The sequence below is a fragment of the Desulfoscipio geothermicus DSM 3669 genome (genome assembly GCF_900115975.1).
In the GTDB taxonomy this organism is placed as follows: domain Bacteria; phylum Bacillota; class Desulfotomaculia; order Desulfotomaculales; family Desulfallaceae; genus Desulfoscipio; species Desulfoscipio geothermicus.
Window position 1 is genome coordinate 49,747 of record NZ_FOYM01000013.1, and the last position, 14,315, is coordinate 64,061.

The following is a 14,315-nucleotide window of genomic DNA, read 5'->3' on the forward strand; positions in this document are numbered from 1 at the left end:
GCGGTCACCCACCTGGAAACCAGTTCTTCCATAATAATCAACCCCTTTTTAATATCCTGAACAATTGTGGTTAAGGGCCGGTGTGCTCCCCGCTGCGTTCAAAACTTTCGCGCCGACAGCACCAACGGCTCGTCCCGGTCAAAACCGGATCGCCCTCAATTCGCCGTTCTAGCTCAGTTCGGGCTCTCGCGGGCATCACGCCCGCTCGTTCGGTTTTGCCCAGGGCTTCGCCGGCTGCTGTTACCGGTGCTTTCGTACATCACTTGCGGGGAGCCACCGGCCCACTAGCATACTTTTTCATTATCTGCTGGCGGCGCGTTAGCGGCATGGGGGTTTACCCTATTTTCATATGCTTTTGGCAAATAATTCTAGTATGCCCAGGCTTAATGAGGGCACGTAGGTTAACAAAAGAATTAAGATAAAAGCGGCCAGCAAATAAGGTAGTACCGCTTTGAACAGCTTTTCCAGGCTGACGCCTGATACACCCGAGGACACGAACAAGCAAACGCCAAAGGGTGGCGTCATTTGCCCTACGGCCAGGTTAAACACCGCAATTACTCCGAAGTGTACGGGGTCCACCCCTAGCTGCAAAGCGATGGGAAAAAAAATCGGGATAAGCAGTAATATGATAGCCACAGTGTCCAGAAACATCCCTGCTATTAAGAAAACCATATTCACCAGCAGTAGAAAAACTAATTTACTTTCGGTCATGGATAGGATTGCTCCCGTAATCGCCTGAGGAATGTTTTCGATAGTCATTATCCAGGTGAACAAGGAGGCGGTGGCAATTAGCAGCATAATCATGGCGCTGGTGAGCCCGGACTTGACCAACATACTGTAAAAATTTTTCCAGTTGAGCTCTTTGTATATAAAGAACCCTACCAAAAGGGCGTACACAACGGCTACCACTGCGGCTTCTGTGGGGGTAAATACCCCTCCGTAGATGCCACCTAAAATAATGACGGGCATTAAGAGCCCCCAGCTGGCTTCCCGGAAAGAGTGCCAGGTTTTTTTCAGGCTGCTGCGCTGCATGGTTTTATAACCGAGTTTCCCGGCCATTTTCCAGGCTACGGCCATGTATACCGCGGCGCCCAGGAGGCCGGGGATGATTCCGGCCAGGAACAAGTCGCCAATTGAGGCGCCGGTGATCACGCCATAGATAATCAATGGAATACTGGGGGGGATGACCACACCCAGCGTGCCGCCCACCGCCTGGACAACAGCGGTGAAGTCCGGTTTATACCCCCTTTGGCGCATTTCCGGGTACATTACGCCACCGATGGCTGCGGTAGTGGCAGCCGAGGAACCGGAAATGGCGGCGAAAAAAGCTGCTGAAGCAATGCTAACCAGGGCCAGGCCCCCGCTTATCCAGCCCAGCAGGTCACTGGCGAAGTTAACCAGCCGCCGGGATATGCCGCCATGTTGCATCAGTTCACCGGCCAGCACAAAAAAGGGCACGGCTAGCAATATAAATGAATCTGTGGCTGTGAATAAACGTTGGGGAACTACCGTAAGCGGTATGGTCCCCTTGGAAAGCAGTGCCGCCACTGCAGCCATTGCTAGGGAAAAAGCTATGGGAAAGCCGACCAGCAGCAGTAATAGCAACACAAGTAATAGAATTAAGGCTACAGTCATCGGGTTTCCCCCCCTTTTCTTTCGGGGTGGAAGATTAATTCCAGGGAAAAAATTAAAATTAATAGGCCGCCTACGGGTAATGCGGCGTACGACAGGCCTATGGGTATGTGCATGGCCGGTGAAAGCTGCTGCATATTTAAAACGGATACAGTAATACCATATTTGATTAATAATATGGCCAAAACGGCCAGCAACACGTAGTTAAAACGAGATACAGCTATTTTTAGGCTCCTAGGAAAGAGTAAGGTTACGGCCTCCACAGCCACATGGATTTTTTTGCGCACACCCAGCGCGCCGCCAACAAAGGTTAGCCATACCAGGCAGTAACGGGATAGCTCTTCCGACCAGCTCAGTGAAAAAAATACAAAGCGGAAGATAACCTGGGCAAAGGTGGTTATTACCATAACAATAAAGAGGGTAAAAATGATAGTTTTACAGGCTTTTTCCAAACAATTAGCCAGGTGGGAAAGGGCATACATTTTTTTGTCAGCCTCCTGTTAAGTTCCCCTAAATAGTTTGCATCAAATCAAAGAGGGTAAGTCCCTAATAGGAACAAACCCCCTTGTTGTTACCCCTTTGCCTTATTTCTTGTTGGGGTCGGCATTCAGGATTTTTTGAATTGTGTCCTTGCCAAAACGGCCTTCATATTTTTCGTAAACAGCCATGGTGGCTTCCCGTAAAGCGTTTTTATCCGGCCTGGTAATAACCATGCCCTTTTCTTCCAGCTTGGCAAGCTGCTCATCTTCCTGCACTTTAATTTGCTCCCGCTCGTATGTGGCAGCTTCTACCGCTGCTTTTTTGATAATATTTTGCTGCTCGGGACTAAGTTTATCTAGGCTTTTTTGTCCGATTAAAAGCAGGGCCGGTGAATAGAAGTGACCGGTTAGCGCTAGGTATTTCTGGACTTCATATATTTTCATGTTATAAATAATAGGTATAGGGTTTTCCTGCCCGTCTATGGTTTTTTGTTGCAGGGCGGTATAAACTTCGCCCCAGGCCATCGGGGTGGGGTCGGCGCCCAATTCTTTGAATGCCGCCTGGTGCACTTCGTTTTCCATAGTGCGGATTTTAAGCCCCTGGATATCTTCCACGCTGTTAATGGGTCGCTCGGAGTTGGTCAGGTTACGAAAACCGTTTTCCCAGAAGGCCAGTCCAACGATGCCTATATCACCGAATTGTTCCAGCAAATCCTGGCCAATTTCTCCGTCCAGCACTTGGTAAGCGTGTTCACGGCTGCTAAATAAAAATGGTAAGTCAACGACGCCCATTTCCGGTACGAAGTTAATGACCGGTCCCGTGGATGTCAGCACCAGGTCGATGGTGCCCAGTTGCAGCCCTTCAATCATGTCGCGTTCCGAGCCGATGGTACCGTTGGCATAGATGTCGATTTGTACTTGTCCACCGGTTTTTTCTTCTACTATCTGTTTAAACTTTTCCAATCCCAGGTGATACGGGTGGGATTCCGCCACAGCGTGTCCGGCTTTTAAAATAATTTTACCCTCGGCCTCCCCGCCTGCCTGGTCCTTATTTTTGTCTTCTGCGGCACAACCCAGGACAACCAGGGACAGCACCAGTAATATGGCAACCAGCCAGGCCGCTTTGCGTAATGACATTGTCAGCACACCTCCGTAAAAATATTTTAGTTATTGTTTATTATTAACATTAAACTCTCTGATAGCTTCCACCGCTTTAATTAATTGGGTCACCATCTCGTTATACGGGGTTGAGATGCCCAGTTTGGCGCCTTCCCGTACAACTGCTCCGTTAATAAAGTCAATTTCAGTTCTACCTCCCTTATCGAGGTCCTGCAGCATGGAAGAACGGTTTGTACCTGTGGCTACGGCCACTTGCTTTACTTTCTCCAGGACATCGGCATAAGGTATGTTTATACCCCCGGCCCGGGCCACCGCTTCCCCCTCGGAGACCAGCATTTGCATCAAAGCGCAGGTGGCATCGTATTCTACCAGCCGTCCGTTGGTAACGTTTAAAAGGGCTGTCAGGGGATTGATGCCAATATTAATCAACAATTTGCCCCATAGCTGGCTGGCAATATCATCGACTACCCTGGTCTTGATACCGCAATTGGTAAAAGTGTCGGCGATGTCATGGACGCGGCGGTCACCGGCGCCTTTATAAATGCCGATAATGGTCTCACCTACTCCGGCATGGCGAATGTATCCGGGGCCCAGGACGGTGGCGCCGTGGGCGGTGGTTCCGGCAAGCACGGTGGCATTTCGCACGGTGTCGGCAATAATCTCGGCGTTACCCAGCCCGTTTTGCAGGGTGAGTATGACGGTACTTTCTGTAAACAGGTTACGGGCAGTATTTACAGCATCAGCGGTATTATAGGATTTGACGAAAATAATAACCAGATCTTGTGCCCCGAGGTTGCGCGTATCTTTCTCCGCGGTCAAAGAAACGATCTTTTCCCCGCTTTTTTCTTCTATTCTTAAACCTTGTTTGTTGATCATTTCCACATGTTCCCGCCAAACATCCACCAGGGCGACCTGGTGACCTCCCCCGGCCAGGTAAGCGCCGAACAGGGAACCCATGGCGCCCGCTCCGATTACAGCAATTTTCACTTACAAAATACCCTCCTCTGTTAATTCAGCGATCAGCCTTTCCTCGTTTTCCTCCAACATGGTAAAAGTGTGCTCACGGGCGGGAAACTCGCCCCTGCGCACTTCCCCGGCAAAAGTGTTTAAAGCCTTTTGCATTTCTTCGCCCAGTGCGGCATATCGTTTGACAAATTTGGGTGTGAACCTGTCGAACAAACCAAGCAGGTCATGAATCACCAGAACTTGCCCGTCACAATAAGGTCCGGCCCCGATGCCGATGGTCGGTACCTGCACTTTGGCCGTAATGATTTTGGCCACGGCGGAGGGAATGGCTTCCAGTACAATGGCAAACACCCCGGCGTTTTCCAAGGCGATAGCATCCTTTACTATTTGTTTGGCACCATCGATATTCTTACCCTGCACGCTAAACCCGCCCAACTGGGCGGCGCTTTGCGGCGTCAAGCCAATATGGCCCATCACCGGAATGCCGGCTCTTACTATGGCCGCCACCGTATTCGCCATTCGTTCCCCGCCTTCCAGCTTGACAGCGTCCATAAATCCTTCTTTCATTATCCGACCGGCATTTTCCACGGCCTTTTCAATGCTAACTTCATAGGACATAAAGGGCATGTCGCCCACCAGGAAGGTATGCTTGCCTCCTCTGGAAACAGCCTGGTTGAAAATAAGCATGGTGTCCATGTCGACAGGTACGGTACCTTCGTAACCCAGCATGGTCATGGCCGCAGAATCGCCCACCAGTACCAGATCAATGTCGGCCTTATCCACCTGGGTCATCATCGCGTAATCGTAGGCCGTAACCATGGTGATTTTCCGGCCTTGCTGCTTCATCTCCCGCAGCCTTAATATATTAACCTTTTTTTTGTCCATAACGTACTCCTCCCCACTATATTTATTTAAGTTTACTTCAGACAAACTTGCTAAGGCATCGGCCTAATTTTTAATGTTCAGGTAATAATATGTGTAAATTATTTAATTCTTTTTATAGTTGTCGAAATTCCTGCTTGAAATAATTGATTTTTTAGAAAAATAGGCGAAGTATTAAAGGGACCGGGTACAACCCCGGTCCCTTCCAGAATACGGTATCTTTTTATTTTTCGGTTTCGGCTTCCGCTTTGGCCTTTTCAATAATTTTGTCGGCCAGGTTGGCGGGAACCTCTTCGTAACTGTAAAACTCCATTTTGAACTGGCCGCGACCCTGGGTCATTGATTTCAGGTCATTGGCGTATTTGAACATTTCCGCCAGGGGCACATGGGCCTTGATAACAGTGCCGTCATCGGTTTGATCGGTGCCCAGCACGCGACCGCGCTTGGTATTGAAGTCACCGATAATGTCACCCATGAACTCATCCGGCACGCTAACTTCCACGTACATGACGGGCTCCAGCAGTGCGGGTTTGGCCTGGGGAACCGCCTTTTTAAAGGCCAGGGAAGCGGCAATTTTAAATGCCATTTCAGAGGAGTCTACGCTGTGATAGGAACCGTCATATAATGTGGCTTTAAGACCCACGGTGGGAAAACCGGCCAGGGCGCCCTCCGCCATGGCTTCGCGCAAGCCTTTTTCCACTGCCGGGAAGTAGTTTCTCGGCACGGCGCCGCCGAATACTTCTTCATTGAATTCGAAGTCGCCCTCGGGCAGCGGTTCGAAACGGATCCAGACGTGACCGTACTGGCCGCGACCGCCGGATTGTTTCTTATGCTTGCCTTCCACTTCAACTTTGGCGCGAATGGTTTCCCGGTAAGGCACTTTCGGTTCTTCCACTTCCACGTCTACACCGTAACGGCGCTTCAAGTTATTGATGGTGATATTTACGTGGGCTTCGCCCATGCCGGTCAGCAAAGTCTGCTTGGTTTCAGTGTTTTTCTCCACCTTGAGTGAAGGATCTTCATCCAGCAGTTTGTTCACCGCGTCGCCCAGTTTGTCCTCGTCGTTTTTACTCTTGGGCACAATGGCCACGGTATAGTTGGGAACCGGGAAGTCAATGCCTTCCAACTGTTCTTTCTTGTCTTTGTCGCACAGCGTATCACCGGAGCCGGTATCGGTGAGTTTGACGACAACTGCCATATCGCCGCAACTTGCCTGGGAAGTTTGCTCGGTGTGCTTGCCGCGAACAAATAACACCTGGCCGATCTTTTCGTTCTTTTCCTTGGTGGCGTTATAAACCTGAGCGTCGGCTTTGAAAGTGCCGCGGAATACGCGAATAAAGTTCATGCGACCGACATAGGGGTCCGCCAGGGTTTTAAATACCAGAGCGGCCATGGGGCCGTCTTCGCACTGCGGTGCGGGCAAGTACCCGGCCAGGAATTCGGACAAGTTGGTTATAGCCATGTTTTTGGTGGCGGAACCGCACAGAACCGGCACTGCCTTGGCAATAGCGATACTCTTCTGTAACCCTGTAAGGATTTCCCCGGGGGTTAATTCCTCGCCCTCAAGGTACTTCATGGTCAGGTCGTCATCGCCCTCGGCAGCGGCCTCTACCAGCTTTTCGCGGTATTCTTCCAATTGGTCCTGCAGGTCGCCCGGGATATCAACTTCCCGGGGCTTGCCGTCGCCACCGAACTCATAGGCTTTTTGATTTAGTACATCCACAATGCCTTTGAAGTCAAGACCTTCACCTATGGGAAAGTTGATGGGTACAAAGTTGGCTTTAAATTTGCCGTTCAATTCGTCAAGCAGCTTGCTGAAGCTGGCGTTCTCCCGGTCCATTTTATTGATAAATGCGACTTTGGGCAGGTTGATTTTTTGGGTGAACTTCCAGATAATTTCATGCTGTACCTGTACTCCGTCCACTGCGGAAAGGACAAACAAGGCGGTATCGGCAACCCGCAGGGCTCCCCTGACTTCGCCGATAAAATCAGAAAAGCCGGGCGTATCCAAAATATTTAACTTTATGTTGTTTATTTCAACAGGAACCAGACTTGTATGCACTGTCGATTGACGCTGGATTTCTTCCGGGTGATAATCCGCTACGGTGGTTCCGTCCTCTACACGGCCCAGTCGGTTTATAACCCCGGTGTTGAAAAGCATGGCTTCCACCAGGGATGTTTTGCCCGCACCACCATGCCCCACAAATGCGATGTTGCGGAGTTGTTCAGTGTCATAATTCTTCAAAATTACTTGCCTCCTTTTTTGTAAATAATGGTTTCCCCTCGACCCTTTTTCTATACTAATTATAAGCCAAAATTGGCCAAAAATGGGATTTAGACATAAAAATAGCCCGAAGGGCGCATTTAGACATTATAGAAACGGGTTCCGAGTCGGCTAGAATTTTACTTCTACAAAATAATGATAAATTCCTTGTTTCACGGTTTATTTAGCAAAAAAATTTTAAAACCAAGTGTTTTATAATTCAAAAATATTAAATTCTTGGCCGTCAATCATATCTTGCAGGTAGTGGATTGCCTGAAAGTCCGTCAAATCAAAGTGCAGCGGGGTAACTGATACATACTTGTTTTTTATGGCTTCCACATCAACATCCGCTTCCACTGCAGGGTTTTCCGGCACGGAATCCTCTGGTTCGCCGGCCATCCAGTAATAGGTTCTTCCCCGCGGATCAACCCGCTTGTGAAAAATGTTTACATAACGCCGGTTACCCAGCCTGGTTACCTTGATACCCCTCGGTTTACCGGGCGGAACATTGATATTCACCAGGTTGCATTCCCGGGTATTATTCCCTTTCATCAAACCGGGAATAATCAAACCGGCAAAAGCGGCTGCATATTTAAAATCGCCGCTTTCATAAGAGGCCAGCGATATGGCTACCGCGGGAAAGCCGTTGATTATGCCTTCGATGGCCGCAGATACGGTACCGGAATAAAGTACGTCAGTACCCAAATTGGGGCCGTGATTTATTCCGGATACTACGATATCAGGCGCCTGGGGTAGTAAAGCCTCAATGGCCAGTTTTACACAGTCCGCCGGGGTGCCGTCCACTGCCCAGCCGAAAGTCCCATCCGTAAATTTTACCTGTTTGGGGCGCAGCGGCTTATGAACGGTGATGCCATGACCTGTGCCGCTCCGTTCTCGGTCCGGCGCCACAACATGCACTTCCCCGAGCGGCGCCAACGCCCATCTCAATGCTGCCAGTCCCGGGGCGTGAATACCGTCGTCATTGCTCAGCAGTATACGCATCCTCTATCCCCCAATAAGAGATTAAAACTCATAAATGGAAATGGTTAGAGTGTTTTCATCGTTGTTTTTGGAAAGTCCGAACATAATTTTTTTGTCTTTTAAATTTTTATTTAAAAAATCTACTACTTTATACATATCTTCATACATGGTAAAATTCTTATGGGCGATTAATTCCAGTTTACCCTGTTCGGGTTCCGGGCGTTCCAAATAAATCTCCTCCTGTTATCTTCTTATAAGTGAAAATGCTTCCGCCCTGGTGGCCTCATTGCGTTGGAATTGCCCGCGCACCGCTGAAGTGACGGTTTTGGAACCGGGCTTGCGCACTCCGCGCAAAGTCATGCACATATGTTCCGCTTCGATTACCACCAGTACTCCATGGGGGTTTAATCTTTTCATGATGGTATCAGCTATTTGTGTAGTCAACCTTTCCTGTAACTGGGGCCTCTTGGAAAAACCTTCGACTACCCGCGCCAGCTTGGAAAGCCCCGTTACGTTTCCCCGCCGCGGGATGTAAGCTACGTGCGCTTTGCCGTAAAAGGGCAGCAAATGGTGCTCACACATAGAATAAATAGGTATATCCTTGACCAAAACCATTTCTTCATGTTCTTCCGCAAACATCTTTTGTAAATGCCTGTCCGGGTCGTCCCAAAGGCCACAGAAAATTTCGTTGTACATGCGGGCCACCCGGGCCGGGGTTTCCTTCAAGCCTTCTCTTTCCGGGTCTTCGCCTATGGCTTCCAGAATCATGCGCACGGCAGTTTCTATTTTATTCTGATCTATCATGGTTATTTTCTCCTTCCTAAGACCCTCCTGCCGGTTATTATAACTCTTTGACCGATATTTAAGTATTTCGCCATTTTTCATTGTACGTCCTGCAATTATATATAAAAAAAGACCCTGACCCATATATTGGTGCCAGGATTTACCCCGTCAGACCCAGGGCTTTGCGATAACTTTCCGCGGCTTCCCGGGTCCTGCCCAGTTCGTTCAACAATTCAGCCCGCAATCCCCAAATTTCGTATTCTTGGTCGCTGCACGGTAGCTTTTCACAGATTGCCAATGCTTCACTGAATTGTTTTTGTTTAATCAAACAGTTTATTTTATTGATTAATATTTGCTTGCGGGTTTGTGTATCCTTGGCCAGGGACAGGGCTCGTTCATAATGTTCGATGGCTTTTGGCGTGTTGCCCGTAGCTTCCAGGCACATGGCCAGATTATTCTCCAGGGTGGCGTCCCCGGGATTATTTTGTGCCGCTCCCAGGAAAGAATCCAGCGCCTTTTCCTTCTGGTTCGTTTTTAGATAGCACGCCGCCAGGTTGTTTAAAATCGTATAATCATTTGGCGCCAACCCCCGGGCCAGTTCATAACAGCTTTGGGCTTCATCAAACCTATGAAGGTTAAATAAACTGTAGCCTTTGTTATTTAATAACTCTAAGCTGTTCAACCCCATCTTCTGGGCCTTTTCATAATTTGCCAGGGCTTCCTCGTGCCGGTTTAGTTTACTTAACGCCAGGCCGATATTAAAGTGTAAAAACGGGTCCGTCTTGCCCACCCGTAAGTTCTGCAGGAAGAATTGTAATGCTTCTTCAATATATCCTTTTTCCAACAGTTCCAACCCTGCGTCACCTGAAACCGCTTGCCCGGCCAGCCATTTTTTTTCCAAATCGTTTTTCCCCGGGGTGGACGGGCTTTGGGCCGTAGGTTTGATTGGCTCGTTGTCGGGCGGATAGCGTTTTTTGTACCTTTCCAACCAGTAAATAAAACTGCCGATGTTCTCCGGCCCGGCGGCCTTTTTCCAGTACATAACCGCTTTGTCCACCTGTCCGTTCTTCAAATATAACCGACTGGCATGCAAGTATAGTTCCCGGTTGTGCGGGAAAATGTGCATGGCTTTTTTTAATATGAGCAATGCATTGTTCTTGGAACCGATTGTTTCCAGCAATAAGGCAGAACTAAACAACAACAAAAGGCTAAATTTAAATTCTTTTAGGTTTCTAACCATACCAATCACCAAACCACACCCCTTATTTTGTTTGGTAGTAAAATATTCGATTAATGGGTGTTAAAACCTTCCAGCCATGCCATAAATAATAAAACATATAACGGGGTAAATAGACAAAATATAAAATAAACAATTAGGGGTTGTATAATAATGAAAAAGAAAAAACGCAAGCCAAACGCAGAATATGAGCGTGGCAGGGCTTTTGTAAAAGAACCTACGGGTTCGGCCCCGCTGATCAACCTGGATGGAGAGTGGCAGCATGATTTTGCAGATCACAAAGAAGAGTAGCGCCGGTTAAAAAACCGGCTTTTTTTTTATCTGCCAAGCATATTCGTTTTACTGGGACATAGAATTTATGGTAAAACGGGGAGGTGTTGATGTGGTTCCGTTGAAAAAGGAAACAACAAGTTACCCGCCGCTGAATTTAAATGCAGTGTTCAAGGGTTTACTGGCGGCAATCATAACTACCATTCTGGGCAGCGCTGTGTCGGGTGTTGTCTACCACGTGACTACTCTTTCTGAGCAGACGTTACCCCTGGCATCCTCGGGCCTGTTTTATTTCAGCATTTTTACCGGCAGTGTTTTTGCTGCGCGGGAAGCTGGTTGTAAGGGGTTGGTGCATGGTATCGGGGTAGCCCTGCTGTTTGTTCTTTTTGGTTGGCTATTGGCCAACTTGTTTTTAAATGCCAAGGCCGCTTTTCTGGTGGTATTGCAAAAGACGATTATTTCCCTGGTCACGGGAGCCCTGGGTGGTGTGCTGGGGGTGGGGTTGTCCAGGTAAACAATATATATTAAAAGGTATAAAACACTGCCCGACTGGTTATTCATTTGAGTAGAGAAAAACCAAGTAAAACTGCACCGACAGCCAGTAAAACCAAACCGATTAACAAGCGAAAATTGGTTTTTCGGGACATGTTCTTCCACCTCCGTAATATATAATATGCACGAAAAAAAACACCGGACCTGGAAACCCGGTGTTTTTACTCATTTTAAAGGAAAACATAAAAAGCATTAAAGAGCAGGCCTGCACCTGCTCCCAATTATTATTGTTTCCATATTTTCATCAACAGGTTGCGCAGAAAAGATGGCAATCTTACATAATAAACCCGCAAAACTTTCACTCTCCTTCGCCGGTTATTGTTATCTATATATAATATTATTGAGTGGAGGGTGTGAATGTGCATGTAATATCCAGTAAGACAATTTTTTCCTGATCAATGCAACATCTCCGCGCAGGTGAGACTTAACCGGCAAAGAATTTAAGAATATTTTACCATACCTTTTTTCCAGAATTCTCTTATCCAGGATAACTACTACGCCCCGGTCCCGTTCGCTTCTGATCAACCGTCCGAAACCCTGTTTAAACCGGATTACTGCGCTCGGTAAACTTAAGGTGTAAAAACCGTTATAGCCCAGGGCGGCGATTTTTTCGTTACGCGCTTCCAGTACCGGGTCATCCGGCGGTGCAAAGGGCAATTTGACGATAATCACATTAACCAGGGCCTCGCCGGGAATGTCCACCCCTTCCCAGAAACTGAACGCGCCAAACAATACGCTGCGCCGGTTCATGGTAAACTGTTCGATTAATTTGGTGCGGCTGCCGTCTATATTGTGTCCCAGCAGGCAGATGTCCACTTCGTCAAATGCAGGCTTGGTTTTTAAATAAGCCTCTTTTAATAATTTATGTGAAGTGAAAAGTACCAGGGTTCTACCCTCGGTTTCCAGCGCCAGGGAGAAGATAGTATCCGCCAGCGTGTCCAAATAAACCTGACTGTCGGTTTCATTAAAATTCGGTACGTTATCGGCAATACAGAGCAGGCATTGCTGGTCGTAATTAAAAGGTGATTGGATTATCCCGGCGTTCACCATTTCTTTAGGCATCCGGTCCAGGCCGCATTGTTTTATAAAGTGGTCAAAACGGTTGTTGACGGTCATGGTGGCCGATGTGAGGATAATGGCTCTGGACGTATCAAATAGTCGTTCATGTAGTATTTCACTGATATCTATTGGCGTGGCATGCAAGTCACAGTTATATTTTTTATCGTAACCGGGTAAAGCGGATACTTCAACCCAGCAAACATAATTATCCTCGGGTGCTTTAATAATAAAATCAATATCTTTTAGATAGCCGGTACCGGTGGTAATGTTGTTGTTAATATCCTGCAGTATGTCCGTCAAGGAGTCGTTGGAGACCGTCCAGATTTCCAGCCACTGGGTGATGGAATGCAAATTGGTTATAAAATGACGCATGTGAAAAAGCAAGTTCTGATAATCAGCTTCAATGTTTTCCAGTGTATTGGGCTCCCGGTGCAGGCGTACCCTGGTCTGACTGTAACTTCCCCGGTTGTTTGTTTTCAAGTGTTGGACCAGGCTTTTAAAAAAAACATTCACTTTTTCCATAAGTTTATTTTTGGCTTCCTCGGCTTTATTTACCGCTGCCAGCCAGCGTTGCCCGTCCTGGGGCGGGGCCAGTTCCGTTAATTTTTTTAAATTTTTTCCGGCCAGGGATAACCATTGAATAATTTCTGTACGGGTAATTTTTTTGCCCAGGTGTTTATATGCCGTTTCATCTATATTGTGGGCTTCGTCAATGATTAACGCTCCATGGGGAGGTAATATTTTTATATCGGAAACAATATCCGAAAAAAGCAGGGAGTGATTAATGATTACCAGGTGGGCATCTTCCGCTCTGCGCCTGGCCCGGTTGACAAAACAGTAGCCACTTGACCAGCGGCAACCGTTGCCCAGGCAAGATTCGCTTTCCGAACAAAGTTGCAGCCAGGATTCATTATCCGGACCGAATAAATTTAATTCCGTTTTATCTCCGCTATCCGTGTTTTGCAACCAGACCAACACTCGCGCTGTGAGCAGCGCTTCGCCCCGGGTCAGGCCGGCCGAGTTATTAAGCAGGCTGATAAAGCGGTGCAGGCAAAGATAATTGGACCGTCCTTTCAGGAGCGCTCCCTTAAACGGCAAGTTCAGTAAACGCTGTAATAAAGGAATATCCTTATGCCAGATCTGCTCCTGCAAGTTGATGGTGTTGGTGGCAATTACAGCCCGCTGCTCGTTTTGTAAAGTCCAAAGTAGAGCGGGCAACAGGTAAGCTATGGACTTGCCGGTTCCGGTACCTGCTTCTACCAGTAGTATTTTTTGCCCTTCCAGTGTGTCTTTGACAGTTTGCGCCATCCGGACCTGTTCAGGACGATAGGAATAGTTGGGCATCAGGCCGGCAAGCGGGCTGTCCACACCCAGCAGATAATCCAATTGAAATCCGGGTTCGTTTATGTGCTTTGGCATTTCCAGGCTTTCCGGTTCAGGCTCACTGACCGGCTCTTTGACCGGGATGCGCCGGCTTATTTTTTCCCAGGAAAAATTTTGTATTTTGTTTTTTGAAACATTTTCCACCACTTCCGTCAGTGGGGACCGGCCCTGCCGGAGTAACGATACCAGACGATGCAGAACGCCAATTTCGAAAGAGGAAACCTTTTGCAACAGCGCAAATAATAATTCGGTGGTGGACAGCGCGTCGTTAAGAGCCCTGTGCTGCGGGCGTTGCGGCAATTGCAGGTACTGCACCAGGCTGGCCAGACTATGCCCCGGTATGTCAGGCAAGGTGATCCGGGCCAGTTCCAGGGTGTCCAGATAAAAGGTAAAGGGCAGGTAATCAATGTTTGCCGACAAAAATGAACGGTCGAAGGCAATATTATGTCCCACCAGGGGAACATTTTGCAAAAAACGCTGAATTTGAGGTAAAACTTGGTCCAAGGTGGGGCTTGAGGCCAATTGTTCACCTGTAATGCCGGTTAACCTTTTTATTTTCAGCGGTATTTGAGTATGCGGATTAATTAAAGTATCAAAAGTCTCAATTATTTCTCCGTCAATCACTTTAACCAGGGCAATTTCAATGATTTTATCCTGTTCATGATCAAATCCGGTGGTTTCCAGATCGCAAACTACAAAATTTTGCAAT

13 protein-coding genes are annotated in these 14,315 nt (G+C 47.8%); 2 read left to right on the forward strand and 11 right to left on the reverse strand.

Translation table 11 applies throughout. The features are described from left to right. Positions 1-345: 345 nt before the first annotated feature. The 10 genes from BM299_RS09255 to BM299_RS09300 form a co-directional block, all read right to left on the reverse strand. Positions 346-1,635: a TRAP transporter large permease gene (locus BM299_RS09255; protein WP_092483295.1), complete on the reverse strand. Its 1,290-nt coding sequence runs from the start codon at positions 1,633-1,635 to the stop codon at positions 346-348. Next, positions 1,632-2,114 carry a TRAP transporter small permease gene (locus tag BM299_RS09260; RefSeq protein ID WP_092483297.1) on the reverse strand — a complete coding sequence of 161 codons (483 nt, stop codon included), beginning with the start codon at positions 2,112-2,114 and terminating at the stop codon, positions 1,632-1,634. The genes BM299_RS09255 and BM299_RS09260 overlap by 4 nt, the downstream gene beginning before the upstream one ends. Before the next feature lie 102 nt (positions 2,115-2,216). Further along, positions 2,217-3,248, reverse strand: coding sequence for a TRAP transporter substrate-binding protein (locus BM299_RS09265; protein WP_092483299.1), 1,032 nt, complete (start codon positions 3,246-3,248; stop codon positions 2,217-2,219). A gap of 30 nt (positions 3,249-3,278) precedes the next feature. Next, the gene (locus BM299_RS09270) at positions 3,279-4,217 is read right to left on the reverse strand and encodes a ketopantoate reductase family protein (protein WP_092483301.1); all 939 of its coding nucleotides are present in this window, start codon (positions 4,215-4,217) and stop codon (positions 3,279-3,281) included. Continuing rightward, a complete protein-coding gene (panB, locus tag BM299_RS09275) occupies positions 4,218-5,081 on the reverse strand; it encodes a 3-methyl-2-oxobutanoate hydroxymethyltransferase (protein WP_092483303.1) in 864 nt (287 codons plus the stop codon). Between the two features lie 220 nt (positions 5,082-5,301). Beyond that, a complete protein-coding gene (gene fusA, locus BM299_RS09280) occupies positions 5,302-7,323 on the reverse strand; it encodes an elongation factor G (RefSeq protein WP_092483305.1) in 2,022 nt (673 codons plus the stop codon). 231 nt (positions 7,324-7,554) lie between these two features. Beyond that, positions 7,555-8,343: a 5'/3'-nucleotidase SurE gene (gene surE, locus BM299_RS09285; protein WP_092483307.1), complete on the reverse strand. Its 789-nt coding sequence runs from the start codon at positions 8,341-8,343 to the stop codon at positions 7,555-7,557. A gap of 21 nt (positions 8,344-8,364) precedes the next feature. Next, on the reverse strand, positions 8,365-8,550 hold the full coding sequence (locus BM299_RS09290; RefSeq protein ID WP_092483309.1) for a YpmA family protein: 186 nt from the start codon (positions 8,548-8,550) through the stop codon (positions 8,365-8,367). Positions 8,551-8,565: 15 nt separating this feature from the next. Beyond that, positions 8,566-9,126: a GTP cyclohydrolase I FolE gene (folE, locus tag BM299_RS09295; protein ID WP_092483406.1), complete on the reverse strand. Its 561-nt coding sequence runs from the start codon at positions 9,124-9,126 to the stop codon at positions 8,566-8,568. A 139-nt stretch (positions 9,127-9,265) separates the two neighbouring features. After that, entirely contained in the window at positions 9,266-10,345 is a 1,080-nt protein-coding gene (locus BM299_RS09300) for a tetratricopeptide repeat protein (RefSeq protein WP_245779716.1), read from the reverse strand. 150 nt (positions 10,346-10,495) lie between these two features. Here BM299_RS09300 and BM299_RS18860 point away from each other — a divergent pair, with 150 nt between their 5' ends. Beyond that, positions 10,496-10,633: a hypothetical protein gene (locus tag BM299_RS18860; RefSeq protein ID WP_245779712.1), complete on the forward strand. Its 138-nt coding sequence runs from the start codon at positions 10,496-10,498 to the stop codon at positions 10,631-10,633. Between the two features lie 91 nt (positions 10,634-10,724). After that, positions 10,725-11,126: a TIGR04086 family membrane protein gene (locus BM299_RS09305; RefSeq protein ID WP_165608248.1), complete on the forward strand. Its 402-nt coding sequence runs from the start codon at positions 10,725-10,727 to the stop codon at positions 11,124-11,126. A gap of 359 nt (positions 11,127-11,485) precedes the next feature. Here the strand turns inward: BM299_RS09305 and BM299_RS09310 are convergent, their stop codons facing one another. Continuing rightward, complete coding sequence (locus tag BM299_RS09310) at positions 11,486-14,314, reverse strand: helicase C-terminal domain-containing protein (protein ID WP_165608249.1); 2,829 nt, start codon at positions 14,312-14,314, stop codon at positions 11,486-11,488. Position 14,315 lies beyond the last annotated feature (1 nt).